Raw genomic sequence first — 18,345 nt, 5'->3', positions numbered from 1 at the left:
ATGTAGCAGAATAAAGTGCGGTAATGCCGTACGAACCGATGACCTTCGCCGGGGTCGAGGTCACGCCGCTGTGTGATGCCGTCGGGCCCATGGGGCCGAGCATCGCCCTGCCGCTACCCGAGCTGTTCCCTGGTGGGTCGTTCGCCGACGGCGAGGAATGGATCCTGCACTTCCACTGCTTCCTGCTGCGCACCGGCAGCCACACGATCCTGGTCGACACCGGCGTCGGAGACCTTACCGGTCCGGCGGCGGGCTGGGCGCCGATCCCGGGACGGCTGCTCCAGGAACTCGACGCGGTGGGCGTGGCCCCCGCCGACGTGGACACGGTCGTCCTCACCCACCTGCACAGCGACCACGTGAGCGGCTGCGTCGCCGACGGCGCCCCGGTGTTCGCCAACGCCCGTCACGTGATCCAGGAGGCCGAGCTCGACTGGCCGGGCGGCGGGCTGATGCGCGACCGGATCGTCAAGCCGCTGGGCGACCAGCTCCAGATCGTGCACGGTTCCAAGGACCTCTTCGAGAACGTTCGCGTGGCGCACACTCCGGGCCACACCCCCGGCCACCAGGTGGTCCTGGTCGGCGACCTGATCGTCTCCGGCGACGTGCTGCACCACCGGCAGCAGCTGGCAGACCCGACGATCGGCTACCGCTACGACGACGACGGCGAGCGGGCGCTGGCCAGCCGCAAGGTCGTCCTCGAACGGGCCCGCTACCTGGCGACCTCCCACTTGGCCGAGCCCTTCACGAAGGTCCGCTGACGCAGGCGGAGGACCTGGAACGCGCCGAGCGCCCAGATCGGATACTGCACGGCCAGGGCCCATCTGAAGTCGCCGTGCACGTCGAGCCCGACGCCGATCAGCCCGAGCAGCGCCACCGTGGCCAGGAATCCGCCGCCGTTGACGATGCCGGTGGCCACACCGATGCGTTCGGCCGGGTTGTAGGTGCGGGCGAAGTCGAAGCCGATCACCGAGCCGGGCCCGTTGGTCGACAGCACCGCCATGAGCACGATCAGCAGCCAGAGGGGCGCCGGGCCCGGCCAGAGGAGGACGGCCGTCCACGTCGCGGCGGTCGAGCCGACGATGCCCAGCACCATCAGCCAGCGGCGGTCGGGCCAGCGGCCGGTGGCCCAGCCGAAGACCGGCTGGCAGGCCAGTGACACGACGGTGATCGCGGTCAGCAGCGCCCCGGCCGTGGTCGGGGACAGCTTCTGGTCCTGGAGCAGGAACGGGTAGCCCCAGAGCATCAGGAACGCCGCCATCGACGACTGGGTGGCGGCGTGCGTCCACATGCCGAGGCGGGTGCCGGGTTCGGTCCAGGCGGCGCGCAGGCCGCGCGCGTCGGCCGCCTTGGCGGGCCGGGCCTCCCTGATCACCACGACCACCACGGCGAGGGCCAGCAGGCTGAGGGCCGCCGCGCCCAGGAAGGTGTCTCTCCAGCCGAAGGTGTGCAGAGCCGAGATCAGCGGTACGGCGGCCAGCACGCCCCCCAGCGCCCCCAGCAGCCCCGTGGTCTGCACCATCATCGAGTTGCGGTGGGGCGGGAACCACAGGCTCACGATCCTGATCACGCTGAGGAAGGTGGCCGCGTCGCCCGCGCCGATGAGGATCCGGGCGGCGATCGCCCCGGCGGCGTTGCCGGAGAAGGCGAAGACCACGTTGCCGGAGATCATCACGACCGCCCCGGCGATGAGCATCTTCTTGGAGCCCAGGCGGTCGACGAGGATGCCGGCGGGGACCTGGAGAGCGGCGTACACGAGCACTTGGAGCATCGCGAGCGCCGACAGACCGGCGGCGCCGAGGCCGAAGCGGGCGGCGGCCTCCAGGCCGGTGACCCCGAGGGCCTGGCGGTGGAAGACCGCGATGACGTAGGCGACGATTCCGGCGCCCCAGTAGAGGTAGGCCTTCCGCGTCCCCGGCATGGGGAGAATTTTACCTTTGGACCGTTTTAGGCCAATGGGCAGGCTATGTCGGTGCGAAGATCTCCTCCCATGAGAAGACTGCTCGCCGTCGCCGCGGCCCTCGTCGCGCTGATCCCCGCCGCGCCCGCCTCGGCCGCTCCGGGGCTGGTGTTCTACAACTACCCGGCGGTCTACTCGCCCTACGGCACGACCAAGGTGGGCGCCTCGGGCCAGTTCTCGGTCTCGCCCGACGGCCGCAAGGTGGCCTGGATCGACGACACGGGCCGGGTGCACGTGCGCACCGGAGCGGTCGACAAGGTCGTCGCGACCGGCGCGATCTCCGGCACCCCCTGCGCCACCCCCGCCTGGTCGCCCGACGGCAAGAAGGTCGCCTACGCGATGACGGCCGCCGAGAGCATGGCCCCGATCGCGGTCGTCGGCGCCGACGGCACCGGCCGCAAGAGGCTTGGCAAGACCTACGGCGTCTGCCATCTGGCCTGGTCGGGACGGTCGCTGGCCGGATACACCGGCACCACCGACGGGATCCACGTGCTCGACACGATCACCGGGAAGAGCCGCAAGGCCAAGGGCGTCAGCGGCGCCAACCACGTGCAGTCGCTGTCGCCCGACGGGCGCAAGGTGGTCTACCAGGCGCTCCCGCGGACCGGCGAGGGCGGCGACGGCTCCTGGCCCAACTGGTTCACCCCCCGCATCGTCGACACCGTCACCGGCAAGCGGGTCGTCCCCCCGGTGAAGGGCACGCTGATCGGCGCCATGTACCTGAAGGACGGCCGGCTCGCGGTCCGGGTGAAGGGCGCCAAGTACAACACGATCGTGGTCCTCACCAGCGGGCTGAAGGTGTCCGCGAAGATCGCCGAACCGGCGAAGTACCGGTCGTACGGACTGCTGCGGGTTCTCTAGAACGACGAGAAGGCCCGGGAGGTCCCGGGCCTTCTCGCGTTTCTTCTAGACGAGCGCGGGCTCCTTCGCCGGTGCGGGGAGTTCGTCGTCGTCGCCGTGGGACAGGGTCGGCAGCCAGTTCAGCCAGCGCGGCAGGTACCAGTTCCAGTCGCCGAGCAGCTTCATCGTGGCCGGGAGCAGCACCGCCCGCACGATCGTCGCGTCGATCAGGATCGCCGCCGCCAGACCCACGCCCATCTGCATGAACGTGAGCAGCGACAGGGTGGCGAAGACCGCGAACACGGCCACCATGATCAGGGCCGCGCTGGTCACCACCCCGGCGGTCGAGCGGATGCCGTGGGCGATGGCGTCCTCGGTCCGCATGCCCCGGTCGAACGCCTCCCTGATCCGGCTCAGGATGAACACGTGGTAGTCCATCGACAGGCCGAACAGGATGACGAACAGGAACATCGGCAGCCAGTCGGTGATCGTCCCGGTCGACTGGAAGCCGATGATGCTCTCGCCGTACCCCCACTGGAAGACCAGCACGAGCACGCCGTAGGCCGCCGCGACCGACAGCAGGTTGAGCAGGATCGCCTTGACCGCCACCACCAGTGAGCGGAACGAGACCAGCAGCAGCAGGAACGCGAGCAGCAGCACGAACCCGAAGACCAGCGGGCGGGTGGCCGACATCTGGTCGTTGAAGTCCATCGACCCGGCGGTCGAGCCGGTCACGTGGGCGCCGGGCAGGGTGGCCGGGATGACCTTCTCGCGGAGGGTGACGATGGCCTGCTCGGAGACGGCGTCGGTGCCGGTGCCCTTGAGGCCGATGCTGATGCGGGCGACGTCGCCGCGCGGGTTGACGTCGGCGGCGAACGGCTCGTTGAACTGCCCGGTGGCCATCGCCTCGGTCTTGAAGCGCTCGATCGCGGCCGGGCCGGGGTTCTTCACGACCACGACGGCCGGTTCGTTGCCGCCGGGGAACGCCTTGTCGATCGCCTTGAAGGTCTCGGCGATCTGGTAGTCGCCCTGGAGTTCGTCGATGGTCTGCGGCCCCGGCTTGAGGCTGAGCCCGGGGATCGCCAGGGCGATCATGAGACCGCCGGCCACGACCACGGAGACGATCGGATATTTGAGCACCGGGCGCAGGATCGTGCCCCAGACGCGGCTCTCGCCGCCGCGGACACCCAGGATCCGGCGCCAGGTCAGGCGGCCGCCGCTGAGCAGGCGGACCGTGCCGTGGAACGCGCGGGCGTCGACCTTGTCGCCGATCAGCGACAGCAGGGCGGGCAGCGCGGTCAGCGAGCCGACGACGGCGGTCAGCACGACCAGGATGGTGCCCTCGGCGAAGCCCATGAAGATGCCGTTGCCGGTCAGGAACATGCCCGCCATGGCCACGATCACCGTGATGCCGGAGATCAGCACGGCCCGGCCCGAGGTGCCCGCGGCGATCTCGATCGCCCGCTGCTTGCTGCGGCCCTTACCGCGTTCCTCGCGCTCCCGCATGATGTAGAAGAGCGAGTAGTCGACACCCACCGCCAGGCCGATCAGCAACATCACGTTGGTGGTGGCGGCGTCGACCGCGAGGGCCTGGCTGGTCAGCGCGAGCAGGCCGGTCGCCCCGGCGATCGCGGTCAGCGCCAGCGCCACCGGGATGATCGCCGCCAGGATCGCGCCGAACGCCGCGAGCAGGATGCCCAGCGTGATCGGCAGCGAGAGCTGCTCGGCCTTCACGAAGTCCTGGTCGATCGCCTCACCGATCAGCTTGTCGGCACTGGCGGAGCCCGCCTGCTCGACCCGCAGATCGGGGTGGCGCGTCTGCACCGAGGCGACGGCGTCGAGCACCGGCTCGACCCGGTCGACCGCGGTCTTCGCGTCGCCCTTCATGTCGAAGGAGATCAGAACGGTCCGGCCGTCGGGGGTCGTGGCCGACGGGCTCTTGACGTTCTCCACCTGGCCGGTCGCCGTGATGGAGCGCTCGACGTCCTTCAAAGCGGCCTGGAAAGCCGGGTCCTGTACGGTCACGATCGTGCTCTGCACCAGCACGATCTCACCGGCCGGGTCGACGAACCCCGCGCCGTCGAGGATCTGCCCGGCGGCCCGCGAGTCGCCGTTGGCGCTCTCGTAGGGCTTCATCTCCGCGGTGCCCACCGCGTTGCCGGCGAACGTGGCCGCCGCGACGAAACCCACCCATATCAGCAGCGCCCACCAGCGGTTGCGCGCGCTCCAGCCACCCACCCGGGCGGCGATGTTCCGATTCCCAACCATGGTTCCGAAGGTAGAAATCGATCGGGGCCCGAACCTCCTGCGTGGATGGGAGATCGGCGTCCTCCCGGAGAGCTAGGGGGAACCCTGGATAGCCTCAGGGCTGTGATGCCAGCAGACGTGTTCTACGCCCAGATCCACCGCGTGATCCCGGCCGCCGCCGGGTTCGTCACCGACGCCGAGGGCCGGGTGCTCCTCGTGAAACCCAACTACCGCGACTTCTGGGGCTGGCCCGGCGGCCACATCGACGAGGGCGAGACCCCTGAGGAAGGCTGCGCCAGGGAACTCAGGGAGGAGGTCGGGTTGACGCCGGAAATCGGGCGGCTGCTGGTCGTCCACTGGGTGCCGCCGATGGACGAGCGGCCGCACCCGCTCGTCCACTTCACCTTCGACTGCGGCACCCTGCCCGACGGCGCGCGGGTCACCCTCCAGGAGGACGAACTCGACGACTGGGGGTTCTTCACCGCCGAGGAGGGCGACAAGATCCTGCCCGAGTGGCAGGCCAGGCGGCTGCACGCCTCCATCGCCGCGCACGCGTCGGGTCAGGTCATCTACCTGAGCTGAGGCGGTCGAGCTCGTCGGCGGTCAGCACCAGGTCGACGGCCTTGAGCGAGTCGAGGATGCTCTCCGGGCGGCTGGCGCCCGGGATCGGCACCATGCGCGGGCTGCGGGCCAGCTGCCAGGCCAGGCAGACCTGCTGCGGCGACACCCCGTGGGCGGCGGCGATCTCGCCGAACACGGCGTGCCTGCCGCCCAGACCGGCCGCCGAGCCCATGCCGCCCAGCGGCGACCACGACATGAACGCGATGTCCATCTCGTCGGCGAGGTCGATCTCCGGCTCGCTGGTCCGGAACCGGGGCGAGTACTCGTTCTGGACGGCCACCAGATCGTCGCCGAGGATCTCCAGGGCCACCCGCATCCGCTCGGGGTTGGCGTTGGAGATCCCGGCCATCTGGACCTTCCCGGCGTCGACCAGCTCCTTGATCGTGCCGATGGCCTCCTCGTAGGGGACCTTCGGGTCGGGCCGGTGGTGGAAGTAGAGGCCGATCGACTCGACGCCGAGGGCCTTCAGCGAGCGGTCGCAGGCACGCCGGAGGTGGTCGGCGCTGCTGTCGAGCGCCCAGCCGCCACCGGCGACCCGGGTGTGGCCGCCCTTGGTCGAGACCAGGATCGCGTCGGAGTCGCCGCTCCAGCTCGACAGGGCCTTGGCGATCAGGCGCTCGTTGTGGCCGACCTCGGTGTGGGACGGTGTGTACGCGTCAGCGGTGTCGATGAGCGTGACACCGGCGTCGAGCGCGGCGTGGATCGTGCGGATCGACTGGGCCTCGTCAGACATGTGACCGGCCGTGGACATGGGCATGCCGCCCAGGCCGAGAGCGCTGACCTGGCGGCTTCCGATCTTGCGGGTTTCCATGGGGGCAACATACTCAAGGTCGTCACAGTCGCTTCAACAAGGCCTGCTTGGCGACCGCGAACTCCTCGTCGGTCAGCACCCCGTCGCGGTGCAGCGCGCCGAGTTCCCGTAACCGGCGCAGCACCACGTCGTGGTCCTCCTCGGGCGCCTCGATCATGGGCGGCTCGGCGAGCGGGTGGGGAAGGCGGGCCACTACGGCGGTGACCAGCAGGGCGACCGTCCGGGTCTCCTTGCTGAGGCCCCACAGGGTGACGGCGGCCGGGTCGTGCTTGATCGGCGGGCGGGCCTGCGGGTCGCTCTTGCGGGTGAACCTCAGGCGGCCGTTCTCCATGCCGCCGTTGGGGATCCACTCCACGGCGGCCAGGTCGGCCAGCGGGATCCGCTGCGGCCCCGCCTTCTGCTTGGCGCCGTCGGCCGCCCAGTTGGGCTCGATCATGATCACGTCGCCGTCGAAGGTGACCATGCCGTCGGAGGCGTTGGCGGTCAGCGGCACCGGCGGGCCCGGCATCAGATAGCGGTTGATCGGGCCCTCGGGCACCCCCTCGGCCAGCAGCGCGGCGCGCACCTCGTCGGCGAAGTATTCGGCCGAGCCCGACCGGTCGGCGTCGATCGTGAGCCGGTAGGGGTCGGCGGCCTCGGGGAGGCGCCCGCCGGTGGCCTGGGTGAACGGGTCGGCGCCCTCGCGGATGCGCATCTTCAGCAGGCCGACCTTGCGGCCGGGCTGGTAGGCGATTCCGGCCACGGCGGCCAGCGGCACGACCAGCTCGCCGAGCGCCTGGCGGAGCTTGTTCACGGCCCGCTCTCTGGCGGGCACGATCCGGATCATGTCGCCGTTGAAGGTCCACGAGCCGTCTCGTACCAACACCTCGGTCATGGCCGGATCTTATGCATTAGGTGGCACAGTGGGTGATATGCACGTGGGGATTCTCGGACCGCTCGAAGTGCGGTCCGGCGGGGGCGGCGCCGTCTCGATCGGCGGGGCCCGGCTGCGTGCTCTCCTCGTACGCCTCGCGCTCGACCCCGGCCGCCTGGTCACCCACGACGAACTCGCCGAGGCCCTCTGGGGCGCCGCGCCCCCGGCCGACCGGGCCAACGCCCTCCAGTCGCTCGTGTCCCGGCTCCGCCGGGTGCTGCCCGACCCGGGTGTGCTCCGCTCCGAGCCCGGCGGCTACCGGCTGGCGCTGCCGAAGGAGAACGTCGACGCCCACCGGTTCGCCGTCCTGGCCGCTCGCGGGCACAGCGCCCTGGCCTCCGGCGATCACCGGCAGGCCGCCGCCTGCCTGGGTGAGGCGGCGGCGCTGTGGCGGGGCCGCCCGCTGGCCGACGTCGCCGACGCGCCGTTCGCCGACGCCGCCGTGTCCCTGCTGGACGAGGCCCGCCTGGCCGCCACCGAAGACCGCCTCGACGCCGAGATCGCCCTGGGCGGCGCCGAACCGCTGGTGTCGGAGCTACGCGATCTGGCCGCCCGCCATCCGCTGCGCGAGCGCGTGCACGCCCTGCTGATGCGGGCGCTGGCCGCCTCCGGACGCCGGGCCGAGGCGCTGACCGCCTTCGAGGAGGTCCGGCACGCCCTGGCCGACGACCTCGGCGTCGACCCCGGACCCGAGCTGCGCGAGGCCCACCTGGCCGTGCTGCGGGAGGAACCGGCGACCCGCAGGGGGCGTCCCGCGATGCGGGCGCCGCTGACCAGCTTCGTCGGCCGCGACCACGACATGGCCGAGATCGCCCGGCGGCTGGCCGACAGCCGCCTGGTCACCCTGGTCGGCCCCGGCGGCGCGGGCAAGACCCGGCTGGCCAGCACCGTCGCCGCCCGGCTCGACCGGCCGGTCTGGCTGGTCGAGCTGGCCCCGGTCACCAACCCCGACGACGTGCCGCAGGCGGTGCTGACCGCCGTCGGCGCGGGCCAGACCAAGGTGCAGGACGGCACCGTCTCCCGCATCGTCGAGGTGCTGTCGGGCGGCGAGAGCCTGCTGCTGCTCGACAACTGCGAACACCTCATCGACGCCGCCGCCCGGCTGGCCGACGAACTGCTGGGCCTCTGCCCCCGGCTGACCGTGCTGGCCACCAGCCGCGAGGCGCTCGGGATCTTCGGCGAGTCGCTCTGGCCGGTGCCGCCGCTGGCCGACGAACCGGCGGTCCGGCTGTTCCTCGACCGGGCCGAGGCGGTCCGGCCCGGCTTCGCTCTCACACCCGAGAACACCCCGGTCGTCACCGAGATCTGCCGCCGCCTCGACGGCCTGCCGCTGGCCATCGAACTGGCCGCGGCCCGGCTGCGCTCGCTCACCGTCGACCAGGTGGCGGCCCGGCTCGACGACCGGTTCCGGCTGCTGACGGGCGGGAGCCGCACCGCCATGGCCCGCCACCAGACGCTGCGCGCGGTGGTCGCCTGGAGCTGGGACCTGCTCGGCGACGACGAACGCGACCTGGCCGAACGGCTCGCGGTCTTCCCCGGAGGGTTCACCGCCGAGGCGGCCGAGGCCGTCGGCGGCTCACTCGACCTGCTCGCCGCCCTGGTCGACCGGTCGCTGCTCCAGCTCATCGACGGCCCCCGCTACCGGATGCTGGAGACCATCCGCGAATACGGCCTGGAACGCCTGGCCGAGCGCGGCGAGGTCGACGACGTGCGTAGCGCCCACACGCGCTACTTCCTCGACCTGGCCGAACAGGGCAGCCGGCAGATGCACGGCCACGGCCAGCTCACCTGGATCCGCATCCTCGGCACCGACCACGACAACCTGCTGGCCGCCTTCCACTACGCCATCGAACGCGACGACGCCCGCACCGCGACCCGGCTCACCGCCGCGCTCGGCACGTTCTGGATGATCACCGGCCGCCGGTCGGAGTCGGTGCCGTGGCTGAAGTCGGCGCTCGACCTCGACGGCGAGGCCGACCGCGACGCGTGGCTCGTCACCACGATGATGTACCTGCTGAACTCGCTGATGAGCCAGCCGGTGGAAGACGTCGACGGCTTGATCGCCCGCTTCGGCGAGATCTCGCAGGCCGCCGATATCGACGACGACCCGCTGCTCTGCCTGGTCACCCCGATCTACCACCTGTTCAAAGACGACGTCGAGGGCGGCCTGGCCGCGATCGACCGGGCCTTCGGGGTGGCCGACACCTGGAGCAGGGCGATGCTGCTGCTGTTCCGGGGCTTCATGCGGGAGAACGAGGGCGACCCCAGCGGCCAGCTGACCGACCTCCGGGCGGCCGCCGCCGGGTTCCGCGAGGTCGGCGACCGCTGGGGGCTGGCCCAGGCGCTCACGTTCACCGCCGACGCCGCCATGCTCTTCGGCGACTTCGACCTCGTGGTGAAGTCGCTGGAAGAGGCCATCGAGCTGACCAAACTGCTCAACCCTGACGACGAAGCGGGGCACCAGCGCATGTACCTGGCCACCGCGCGCAGCCGCCAGGGCGACGTCGACGGCGCCCGCCACGAGCTGCAGCTGATGGCCGACGCCAGCCGGAGCGACTGGTCGATCAGGGACGCCGCGTTCTCCCGGATCGGGCTCGGCGACCTGGCCCGCGAGGTGGGCGACCTCGAAGAGGCCAGGATCCAGTACGAACAGGCGTCCCTCGCCATCGACCACTCGGGCATCGTGTCGCCGCAGTTCAGAGCGCTGGTGCTGACCTGTTTCGGCCACCTGACGATCGCCGAGGGCGACGCCGCCACGGCCGCCGCCGTCGTCGCCGAGGCCGCCGAACTAGCCGACTCGGTGCGCGACCGGCCCGTGCTGGCCCGGGTCGGCGTGCTGGCCGCCGAAGTGGAGGGCGTGCTCGGGAACGCCGAAGGGGCGGCCCGGCTGCTCGGTGCGAGCGAGCAGCTGCGGGGCGCCCCCGACGCGTACAACCCCGATGTCTTCCGGATCTCCGCCCAGTTGCGGGAAACCCTCGGCGACGAGGCCTATTTCCACGCCTACGGTTCCGGGGCCGCCCTGGACCGGGCGGCCGCCATCGATCAGGTCCTGCGCCGGTAGGCGCGCACCGCCAGCGGGGCGAAGACCGCGAGCAGGCCGAGGCCCCAGGCGGCGACCCACACCACGTGCGTGGCCACCGGACCGCCGAGCATGAGACCGCGCGCGGCCTCCATGGCGTGCGCGACCGGGTTGACCTTCACCCACGCCTGGAGCCAGCCCGGCAGGGTGTCGGACGGCGCCATCATGCCGGTGCCGAAGGTCAGCGGGAACATCGTCAGGAACGCCACGCCCTGCACCGCGCCCGGCTCCCGCAGCACCATCCCGAGCAGGACGAACGCCCAGCTCAGGCAGAACGCGAACCCGATGGTCATGACCACGGCGGCCAGGGCGGGCACGATGCCGGTGACGAGCTGGAACCCGAGCACCAGTCCGCAGATCGTGAGCGACAGGGTGGCGACGACGTAGCGGATCAGGTCGCCGAGCACCGACCCGATCAGCGGCGCCGAACGCCCGATCGGCAGGCTGCGGAACCGGTCGAACACGCCCTTCTTGAGGTCGGTGTTGAGGCTCACGCCGGTCGCGACCGAGGCGAACACGACGGTCTGCACCATGATCGCCGGGAGCAGGAACTGCAGGTACTCGTGCGTGTCCCCGGCGATCGCGCCGCCGAGCAGGAACACGAACAGCACCACGAAGATGATCGGCTGGAGGGTCACGTCGAGCAGCTGCTCGGGGGTCCTGATCGTCTTTATCAGGCTCCGTCGCGCCAGCGCGAGACTATGTCTGACCAGCCCGAAAGGGCGTGGCTGCGGCCGGGTGGGAGCCGGGGTCGTCTTCTGTACGGGGGAATGACGGTCGTGGTCATGGGGGATCTCTTCTCAGGCCGCGGCGGAATCGTCGGTGGCGCGCTCGCCGGTGAGGGTGAAGAACACCTCGTCCAGGCTGGGCAGACGCAGGGAGAGCTCGGTGACGGCGATGCCGGCCTGGGCCAGCCGCGCCACCACCTCGGTGAACTGGGTGTCGCCGTCGACGGGCACGGTGACCACGCCACGGCTCGGAGACTCGGCCGGGCGGCCCGACACGGCCATCAGGATCGCCTCGGCCTCGGCGAGGCGGGCCGGGTCGGCCGGGCGGGCGACGATGGTCTGGCCTCCGACGATCTGCTTGAGCTCCGCCGGGGTGCCGTGGGCGATCGACCGGCCGTGGTCGATGACGGTGATCTCGTCGGCCAGCGCGTCGGCCTCCTCCAGATACTGCGTCGTCAGCAGCACCGTGACCCCGTCGGACACCAGGCCGCGCACGATGTTCCACACGTCGTCGCGCTTCGACGGGTCGAGGCCCGTCGTGGGTTCGTCGAGGAAGATGACGTCGGGCCGTCCGACCAGGCTCGCGGCCAGGTCGAGGCGCCGGCGCATGCCGCCCGAGTAGGTCTTGGCTTGCCGTGCTCCCGCTTCGGCAAGCCCGAACTCACTCAGCAGCTCGGTGGCCCTGGCCTGGGCCTCGCTCTTGCGCAGGTCGAGCAGCTTGCCGATGAGGACCAGGTTCTGCATGCCGGTCAGGTCTTCGTCGACGGAGGCGTACTGCCCGGTCAGCCCGATCTGGCGGCGGACCTTGGCGGCGTCCTTGACGACGTCGAGCCCGCTCACGAAGGCCCGGCCCTCGTCGGGCCGCAGCAGCGTCGCCAGGATCCGGACGGCGGTGGTCTTCCCGGCGCCGTTCGGCCCGAGCACCCCGAGCACGGTGCCCTGCCGGGCCGACAGGTCGAGCCCGGCCAGCGCGGTCGTCTTCCCGTAGCGTTTCACGAGGCCATGTGCCTCGAATGCGTAACTCATGCCTCCAAGAGTGAGGCCCGCCGCTGTCATCCGCCGCACAGCGACCTGTCAGCCTCAGCGGGCCCTCAGCAGCGCCTCAGCCCGCTCTCAGCAGAAAGACATTTCCGCAGCTCTCGCGGGCAAGAACGCCGCCGGAGGCTCAGGCCGCGCTCTTCTCCTTCAGTCGTCGGGCCAGATCGCGGGCTGCTTCTCTGCCTGCTCGGTTCGCGCCGACGGTGCTGGCCGAGGGGCCGTAGCCGACCAGGTGGACCAGGGGGTTGGCGACCACGCGGGTGCCGTCCATGCGGATGCCGCCGCCGGGTTCGCGGAGTTTCAGTGGGGCCAGGTGGCGGAGGTCGGCGCGGAAGCCGGTGGCCCAGATGATGACGTCGGCGGGGGAGACCTCGTCGCCCCAGGCCACGCCGCCGGGGGCCAGGTGGGTGAACATGGGGTGCCTCGTGAGGGCGCCGGTTTCCAGGGCCTCTCGCACGACGGGGGTGTAGGTCAGGCCCGTCACGCTGACCACGCTCTGGGGTGGCAGGCCCGCTCTGACCCTCTCGTCGACCAAGGCCACGACCGCGCGGCCGTCGAAGCCCTCGGGGCGGAAGTCGGGTTCGCGGCGGGTCGTCCAGACGGTCGACCGCGCCACCGGGCCGACCTCCGAGAGCACCTGCATGGCCGAGTGGCCGCCGCCGACGACCACGACGTTCAGGCCCGCGAACTCGGCGGGGCCTCGGTAGGAGGCGTAGTGCACCTGGCGGCCGTCGAAGCGGCCGGGATAGAAGGGCCAGTGGGGGCGGGTCCACGTGCCGGAGGCGTTGATGATTGCGCGGGCGCGCCATTCATCGTCCACCACGAAACCCGGCCTGACATTCCCCACTTTGTGCGGGCGAATAACGTCCAGGCCCATTGTCTTTTCATAAAGGGCGAAATATTCGGGTACGGCGTCCGCCGCCGCCCTCGCCGGGTCGACTTCGGGCCGGGGCATCCCCGGCAGGTCGAAGATGCCGTGCACCCTGTCCATGGTCAGCGTCGGCGACCGGTGCCGCCAGGCGCCCCCAGGGGATTCCTCCGCATCGAGGATGACCTGCGACAACCCGAACCGGCGCAGGAAGTATGAGGCCGACAGCCCGGCCTGGCCCGCCCCGATCACCGCAACGTCGACATCGATCACGACACTCACAACCAAGTAAACCCCGTGGAACTTCCCGAATTAGCGGGCATTTGCGGGACGAGCTTTCCCATCGTTTTGTGTGTGCTGCGAAAGGAGATCCAACCCCTTATTGCATGATCAGGACATGAGGTTCGGGACGTACGTGATCGCCCTAATCATGGGGCTGGGCTTCTGGGGGGCCGCGCTTCCTGCGCAGGCGGCCGCCCCGATCTCCGAAACCGGCATTGTCGGTCACTGGGACAAGCCCATCAAGAAGAAGATCCGCAAGGCCAAGTGGGTCAAGTGGCGGCACCACCACCGCCAGAAGCGGCCGCTGGTGAGGGTGCAGTGGCACCACATTCACCACCGCCACCACATTGACAACACTCGCCACTGGCTTCACCGCCACCACCACCACAAGCGCCACTTCCACCACCGGCACCACCACCACAAGCACCACAAGCACTTCATTCACGAGAAGTGCGTCAAGCACCACAACCACCACGTGATCCACCACAAGGTGCGCAAGCACCACCACGACCACCACGGTCACCACGGCCACCACCAGCTTCCGCTGGAGCCGCTGGAGCCGGCGATGACCGGTTTCGAGGCGCTTGAGGGCGCCGAGACCGCTCCTCGCCTGGACAACGCGGACGCCGCACAGGGCATGGAGTGGGCCGAGGGCATGCAGCCCGCCGAAGGCGCCGAGGTCATGGACGCCGACTTCGGGTCGGGCCAGCGCATCGCCACGGTCTCGTCCGACCACTGCAAGGGCGAGGGCGAAGAGGGCCTTGAGGACGAGGGCCTCGAAGACGAGGGCGAAGAGGGCCTCGAGGACGAGGAGCCCGGCGTCGAGGACTGGAACAGCAAGAAGGACGCCGGCTGGTACCACAAGAAGCACCACGGCATCCCCGGCCCGCGCGGTCCCGTGGGTCCCATGGGTCCTGAGGGCCCTGCCGGCCCCGCCGGTCCTGTCGGTCCCGCTGGTGCGACCGGCCCCGCCGGTGCTCCGGGTGCCGCCGGCCTCTCCGGCCCGGCCGGTCCTGCCGGTCCCGTCGGTCCGGCCGGACCTCAGGGCCCCGCAGGCACCACCATCCAGGGTGTGCTGCACGTCGCGGGTGAGCCGCTGACGCTGCTGCCGCTGCTGAACGGCCAGGCCAGCGGTGGCAGCTGCCCGCTCGGCAGCACCCTGATCGGCGGCTCGTGGAGCGTTCCGCTCCTCAGCCAGGGCATTCCGATCTCGCCCACCCGCAGCGTCGCGAGCGGTGTGCAGTGGCAGATGCAGTTCGTGAACACCGGGCTCCTGCCCACCGTGATCACCGTCTCGTCCACCTGCCTGTCGCACTCCTAGTAGGTCAGGAGTCGGCCGGTAGATAACGGGTCGAGAGCCAGATCACCGCTCCGAGGACCAGTCCTGCTGAGAGTGCCAGCCGAAGCGACGTCGCGTCGGCGAGGAACCCGATCAGGACTGGTCCGAGGAGCAGCCCGGCGTAGCCGATGGCGGCCGTCTGCGCGATGGCCGGCCCCGACTGCGCCGGGTCGGCGCCGCCCGCCAGCGACAGCGCGAACGGGATCACGGTGGCCATCGCCACCCCGGCGACCAGCAGCGCGGCCAGCCCCACCGCCACCAGCGGGGTCGCGATCATCACGGCGAACGACAGCGCCACCACGAGCCCGCCGAAGCGCAGGCACGCGGCGGCGCCGTAGCGTCTGCGCAGCCGGTCACCGGCCAGCCGGGCGGCCAGCATGCCGCCGGCGAACAGCGGATAGCCGAGGGCGGCCAGCGACTCGGGGGCGCCGAGCACGTCGCGCAGGTAGAGACCGTTCCAGTCGCCCACCATGCCCTCGATCATGAAGGCCGCGAAGACCACCACGCCGAGCAGGTAGACCACCGGGGGCAGCCGCCGCCGTACCGCCGCGTCGCCGTCGTCTGCGGCGGGATCGGGCAGGTACGACCGTGCCAGCGCCGCCGCCACCGGCAGGCTGGCCAGCGCGACCACGATCAGATGGTCGCGGAACGACAGCTCCAGCCGGATCGCGCCGATCCCGATGGCGCCCGCCGCGATGGCCCCGATCGACCATCCGGCGTGGAACCCGCTCATCAGCGACCGGCCCGAGGCGTTCTCGGCCAGCGCGCCCTGGGCGTTCATGGAGATGTCGAAGAGCCCGACGGCCATGCCGAACGCGGCCGCCGCCAGGATCAAGGTGGTGTACGTAGGCGCCAGCGCCACCCCGACGAGGGTGAGGGCGCTGAGCGGCATCGACAGGACGAGCGACCGGGCACTGCCCAGCCGCCGGAGCAGGGGCCGGGAACCCTGCATGGCCAGCAGCCCGCCGACCGCCCACGAGAGCAGGACGATGCCGAGCTGCGACTTGGTCAGGCCGATGGTGTCGGTCATGGCCGGGACGCGGACCGTCAGCGTGCCGGACATGATCCCGCACAGCACGAAGGCCAGCGTCGTTCCTAATCGGGCCCTGGTCAGGTTCTGGGCCAAAGGGTGTCCTCTCGATCGGTCAGGGAGGGAGGGCACGGAAAACCCGATCAGACTAAAAGGCCGATCGGAAATGTAGGGAATTGGCCCGCATGTCAGGATGTTTACATGCGAGCCGGAATCACGATCCTGCCTGAACACCGCCGCCCCGAACTCGAACGCCGCTGGCGCGCCGCCGAGGCCTACGGCTTCCACCACGCCTGGACCTTCGACCACCTGGGCTGGCGCACCCTCGTCGACGGCCCCTGGTTCGGCTCGGTGCCGACCCTCACCGCCGCCGCGATGGTGACCTCGCACATCGAGATCGGCATGCTGGTCGCCTCCCCGAACTTCCGCCTCCCGGTCCCGTTCGCCCGCGACCTGACCGCCCTCGACGACCTCTCGCAGGGCCGCTTCACCCTCGGCATCGGCGCAGGCAGCCGGGGCGACTACGACTCCCACGTCATGGGCTGGAACCCGGCCAGCCAGCACGCCCGCTACGCCGAGTTCGTCGAACTCCTCGACCTGCTGCTGCGCGAGGGCCGGGTGTCGTGGTCGGGTGACTACTACGAGGCCGTCGAGGCGCGCAACGCGCCGGGGTGCGTGCAGCGCCCGCGCCTGCCGTTCCTGGTGGCCGCCGACGGCCCGAAGGCGATGGCCCTTGCCGCCCGCTTCGGCGACGGCTGGGTCACCCTGGGCGGGCGCGGCAAACAGACCATGGGCGAGTGGTGGGACGCGGTCGCCGAGGCCTCGCGCCGCTTCGACGACGCGCTCGCCGACCTGGGTCGTTCACCCGACGGGGTACGCCGCTTCCTCCAGTCGGACTCGGCCCCTGTCTATTCGTTGTCGAGTGTCGAGTGTTATCGCGATTTTGTAGGAAGGTCTGCCGAACTTGGTTACACCGACATGGCGGCGCCCTGGCCACGCGAGACTGGGATCTGGGCCGGGGACGAATCCGTCCTCGACGCGGTGGCGGCGGACGTGCTGCCCGAGCTGAGAGGGGCGCCTTGACATCGATCTCTCCGTCAGAGAGAGACTCCCCACGGTCGCCCGCAGGGTTTCCTGGTTCACGGCCGGTCGCCCGTCAGAGAGGAGTCTCCTTGGGGTCTCACACCGGCTCCGCAGGCGTTTCACCTCTCGACCAGCCCGGCCGCGAGGATGTTCTTGGCCGCGTTGATGTCCCGGTCGTGAGCGGCACCACAGGCGCACACCCGGTCACGGACGCTCAGCGTCATCGATTCGGCGACGGACCCACAGGTCGAGCACCGTTTGCTGGAGGGAAACCAGCGATCGATCACCAGGAGCTCCCGCCCGTACCAGGCGGTCTTGTACGCCAGCATCGAGCGCAGTTCCAACTTCTTGCGCGACTTGAAAACCGGATATCCGGCGCGTTTGGCGAAGAAGCTCGCAAGACCCGCATGCAGGTGCCGCAAGGTCTGCTGCAAGGGCACACACGACACCTCGTTGAGGAAATGCAGCTCCTCGTAGCGTTTCCATTTCGTCAGCGAGGCCGAAGACTGCGCGTAGGAGAGCTTCCGGCCTTCCGCTTTGTAGAGCCGAGTTCGTTCCTCCAGGGCCTTGTTGTAGACCGAACGCACGCAACCGAACGTCCGGGACAGCTCTTCTGCCTGCCCGGCGGTCGGATGGAAGCGGTACTTGTAGGACCGCTTCACGGTCTGTGCCACACCCGGCAATCCAACCCGCGATCAAGTGAAATCGTACGCATGTTCGATCCTGTGACGCCAAGATCCGCTTTCAGGCGGGGGTATCCACGCTGGGAGTTTCGATGACCGAACTGTTCGGGAACCTGACGCCGGAAGAGCAGATCGACCTGCGGACCCGTGGCCGCCAGCGCATGTGGGCGCGTGGGGAGATCGTCTTCACCGAGGGCGACCCGTCGACCTGGGTGCTCCTGGTCCTGTCGGGGAAGGTGAAGATCTCGGCCTCGACCGAGGCGGGCACCGAGGTCGTGCTGGCCGTACGCGGGCCCGGGGCCGTGGTCGGAGAGATGGCCTCCATCGACGGGCTGCCCCGGTCGGCGACCGTGACGGCGGTCGAGCCGGTCGAGGGGCTGGCCATCCACGACTTCGCCGGGTTCCTGCGGGAGAACGGCCGGGTCGCCGTGCTGCTCATGCGGACCGTCACCGAGCGGCTGCGCGACGCCGACCGCAAGCGGGTCGAATACGGCGGGCTCGACACCGCCGTCCGGGTCGCCAACCGGCTGGTGGAGCTGGCCGACCGCTACGGCGAGCCGGTGTCGGGCGGGGTGAGCCTGGTGCTCCCCCTCTCGCAGGACGAACTGGCGAGCTGGGTGGGCTCCTCCCGGGAGGCCGTGAACAAGGCGCTGCGCGGATTCCGTGATCGAGGTCTGATCGAGACGGGCCGCCGGCGCGTACTTATACATGACATGGACGGATTGCGGAGCCGCGCACGTCAGTCGTAGTGAGTACTGGTTCACAGAACTTCCCGGCGGTCCGCCTTACTGTCGATCATGTTGAAGGAATGGTGCGGGAAGGACGG

At 70.4% G+C, this 18,345-nt stretch carries 15 protein-coding genes and 1 pseudogene; 7 read left to right on the top strand and 9 right to left on the bottom strand.

Annotation, left to right across the window (positions count from 1 at the left end; translation table 11 throughout):
• Positions 1-23 precede the first annotated feature (23 nt).
• A complete protein-coding gene (locus tag ACYQ78_RS12450) occupies positions 24-758 on the top strand; it encodes an MBL fold metallo-hydrolase (RefSeq protein ID WP_459800947.1) in 735 nt (244 codons plus the stop codon).
• Here the strand turns inward: ACYQ78_RS12450 and ACYQ78_RS12445 are convergent.
• Positions 710-1,918, bottom strand: a complete 1,209-nt coding sequence (locus ACYQ78_RS12445; protein ID WP_459800946.1) for an MFS transporter — start codon at positions 1,916-1,918, stop codon at positions 710-712. The two genes, ACYQ78_RS12450 and ACYQ78_RS12445, sit on opposite strands and share 49 nt — an antisense overlap.
• 69 nt (positions 1,919-1,987) lie before the next feature.
• Here ACYQ78_RS12445 and ACYQ78_RS12440 point away from each other — a divergent pair, with 69 nt between their 5' ends.
• Positions 1,988-2,818, top strand: a complete 831-nt coding sequence (locus ACYQ78_RS12440) for a TolB family protein (RefSeq protein ID WP_459800945.1) — start codon at positions 1,988-1,990, stop codon at positions 2,816-2,818.
• Between the two features lie 45 nt (positions 2,819-2,863).
• On the opposite strand, the gene ACYQ78_RS12435 is transcribed toward ACYQ78_RS12440, so the two are convergent.
• Positions 2,864-5,065 (bottom strand): MMPL family transporter, encoded by a 2,202-nt coding sequence (locus ACYQ78_RS12435; protein ID WP_459800944.1) that lies wholly within the window; start codon positions 5,063-5,065, stop codon positions 2,864-2,866.
• A gap of 105 nt (positions 5,066-5,170) precedes the next feature.
• On the opposite strand from ACYQ78_RS12435, the gene ACYQ78_RS12430 reads away from it, so the two are divergent.
• Entirely contained in the window at positions 5,171-5,626 is a 456-nt protein-coding gene (locus ACYQ78_RS12430; protein WP_459801767.1) for an NUDIX domain-containing protein, read from the top strand.
• Here the strand turns inward: ACYQ78_RS12430 and ACYQ78_RS12425 are convergent.
• Positions 5,610-6,476: an aldo/keto reductase gene (locus ACYQ78_RS12425; RefSeq protein WP_459800943.1), complete on the bottom strand. Its 867-nt coding sequence runs from the start codon at positions 6,474-6,476 to the stop codon at positions 5,610-5,612. The genes ACYQ78_RS12430 and ACYQ78_RS12425 overlap by 17 nt on opposite strands.
• 22 nt (positions 6,477-6,498) lie before the next feature.
• The gene (locus ACYQ78_RS12420) at positions 6,499-7,350 is read right to left on the bottom strand and encodes a DUF4429 domain-containing protein (protein WP_459800942.1); all 852 of its coding nucleotides are present in this window, start codon (positions 7,348-7,350) and stop codon (positions 6,499-6,501) included.
• A gap of 37 nt (positions 7,351-7,387) precedes the next feature.
• On the opposite strand from ACYQ78_RS12420, the gene ACYQ78_RS12415 reads away from it, so the two are divergent.
• Positions 7,388-10,450: a BTAD domain-containing putative transcriptional regulator gene (locus tag ACYQ78_RS12415; RefSeq protein ID WP_459800941.1), complete on the top strand. Its 3,063-nt coding sequence runs from the start codon at positions 7,388-7,390 to the stop codon at positions 10,448-10,450.
• Here ACYQ78_RS12415 and ACYQ78_RS12410 read toward each other — a convergent pair.
• The 3 genes from ACYQ78_RS12410 to ACYQ78_RS12400 form a co-directional block, all read right to left on the bottom strand.
• Complete coding sequence (locus tag ACYQ78_RS12410) at positions 10,432-11,181, bottom strand: ABC transporter permease (RefSeq protein ID WP_459801766.1); 750 nt, start codon at positions 11,179-11,181, stop codon at positions 10,432-10,434. The two genes, ACYQ78_RS12415 and ACYQ78_RS12410, sit on opposite strands and share 19 nt — an antisense overlap.
• A gap of 87 nt (positions 11,182-11,268) precedes the next feature.
• Positions 11,269-12,222 (bottom strand): ATP-binding cassette domain-containing protein, encoded by a 954-nt coding sequence (locus tag ACYQ78_RS12405; RefSeq protein ID WP_459800940.1) that lies wholly within the window; start codon positions 12,220-12,222, stop codon positions 11,269-11,271.
• 139 nt (positions 12,223-12,361) lie between these two features.
• Positions 12,362-13,375, bottom strand: a complete 1,014-nt coding sequence (locus ACYQ78_RS12400) for an NAD(P)-binding domain-containing protein (RefSeq protein ID WP_459800939.1) — start codon at positions 13,373-13,375, stop codon at positions 12,362-12,364.
• A gap of 124 nt (positions 13,376-13,499) precedes the next feature.
• Here ACYQ78_RS12400 and ACYQ78_RS12395 point away from each other — a divergent pair, with 124 nt between their 5' ends.
• Positions 13,500-14,705: a hypothetical protein gene (locus ACYQ78_RS12395; RefSeq protein WP_459800938.1), complete on the top strand. Its 1,206-nt coding sequence runs from the start codon at positions 13,500-13,502 to the stop codon at positions 14,703-14,705.
• 4 nt (positions 14,706-14,709) lie between these two features.
• On the opposite strand, the gene ACYQ78_RS12390 is transcribed toward ACYQ78_RS12395, so the two are convergent.
• Entirely contained in the window at positions 14,710-15,849 is a 1,140-nt protein-coding gene (locus tag ACYQ78_RS12390; RefSeq protein ID WP_459800937.1) for an MFS transporter, read from the bottom strand.
• 105 nt (positions 15,850-15,954) lie between these two features.
• Here ACYQ78_RS12390 and ACYQ78_RS12385 point away from each other — a divergent pair, with 105 nt between their 5' ends.
• Complete coding sequence (locus tag ACYQ78_RS12385; protein WP_459800936.1) at positions 15,955-16,836, top strand: LLM class flavin-dependent oxidoreductase; 882 nt, start codon at positions 15,955-15,957, stop codon at positions 16,834-16,836.
• 15 nt (positions 16,837-16,851) lie between these two features.
• Here the strand turns inward: ACYQ78_RS12385 and ACYQ78_RS12380 are convergent.
• A pseudogene (locus ACYQ78_RS12380) lies at positions 16,852-17,510 on the bottom strand (RNA-guided endonuclease InsQ/TnpB family protein); the annotation flags it as partial.
• A 101-nt stretch (positions 17,511-17,611) separates the two neighbouring features.
• Between ACYQ78_RS12380 and ACYQ78_RS12375 the strand changes: the two are divergent.
• Positions 17,612-18,268 (top strand): Crp/Fnr family transcriptional regulator, encoded by a 657-nt coding sequence (locus ACYQ78_RS12375; protein WP_459800935.1) that lies wholly within the window; start codon positions 17,612-17,614, stop codon positions 18,266-18,268.
• Positions 18,269-18,345 lie beyond the last annotated feature (77 nt).

This window comes from Herbidospora sp. RD11066, assembly GCF_054661255.1.
The sequence above is the reverse complement of the archived record's forward strand: the minus strand, read 5'-3'. Positions and strand labels throughout refer to the sequence as shown.

What these genes read in the sequence shown, in the direction of transcription:
- ACYQ78_RS12440 (WP_459800945.1), top strand. Translation starts at nt 1,988, where the DNA reads ATGAGAAGACTGCTCGCCGTCGCCGCGGCCCTCGTCGCGCTGATCCCC.
- ACYQ78_RS12395 (WP_459800938.1), top strand. Translation starts at nt 13,500, where the DNA reads ATGAGGTTCGGGACGTACGTGATCGCCCTAATCATGGGGCTGGGCTTC.
- ACYQ78_RS12445 (WP_459800946.1), bottom strand. Translation starts at nt 1,918, where the DNA reads ATGCCGGGGACGCGGAAGGCCTACCTCTACTGGGGCGCCGGAATCGTC.
- ACYQ78_RS12420 (WP_459800942.1), bottom strand. Translation starts at nt 7,350, where the DNA reads ATGACCGAGGTGTTGGTACGAGACGGCTCGTGGACCTTCAACGGCGAC.
- ACYQ78_RS12405 (WP_459800940.1), bottom strand. Translation starts at nt 12,222, where the DNA reads ATGAGTTACGCATTCGAGGCACATGGCCTCGTGAAACGCTACGGGAAG.
- ACYQ78_RS12430 (WP_459801767.1), top strand. Translation starts at nt 5,171, where the DNA reads ATGCCAGCAGACGTGTTCTACGCCCAGATCCACCGCGTGATCCCGGCC.
- ACYQ78_RS12385 (WP_459800936.1), top strand. Translation starts at nt 15,955, where the DNA reads ATGCGAGCCGGAATCACGATCCTGCCTGAACACCGCCGCCCCGAACTC.
- ACYQ78_RS12435 (WP_459800944.1), bottom strand. Translation starts at nt 5,065, where the DNA reads ATGGTTGGGAATCGGAACATCGCCGCCCGGGTGGGTGGCTGGAGCGCG.
- ACYQ78_RS12450 (WP_459800947.1), top strand. Translation starts at nt 24, where the DNA reads ATGCCGTACGAACCGATGACCTTCGCCGGGGTCGAGGTCACGCCGCTG.
- ACYQ78_RS12375 (WP_459800935.1), top strand. Translation starts at nt 17,612, where the DNA reads ATGACCGAACTGTTCGGGAACCTGACGCCGGAAGAGCAGATCGACCTG.
- ACYQ78_RS12415 (WP_459800941.1), top strand. Translation starts at nt 7,388, where the DNA reads ATGCACGTGGGGATTCTCGGACCGCTCGAAGTGCGGTCCGGCGGGGGC.
- ACYQ78_RS12425 (WP_459800943.1), bottom strand. Translation starts at nt 6,476, where the DNA reads ATGGAAACCCGCAAGATCGGAAGCCGCCAGGTCAGCGCTCTCGGCCTG.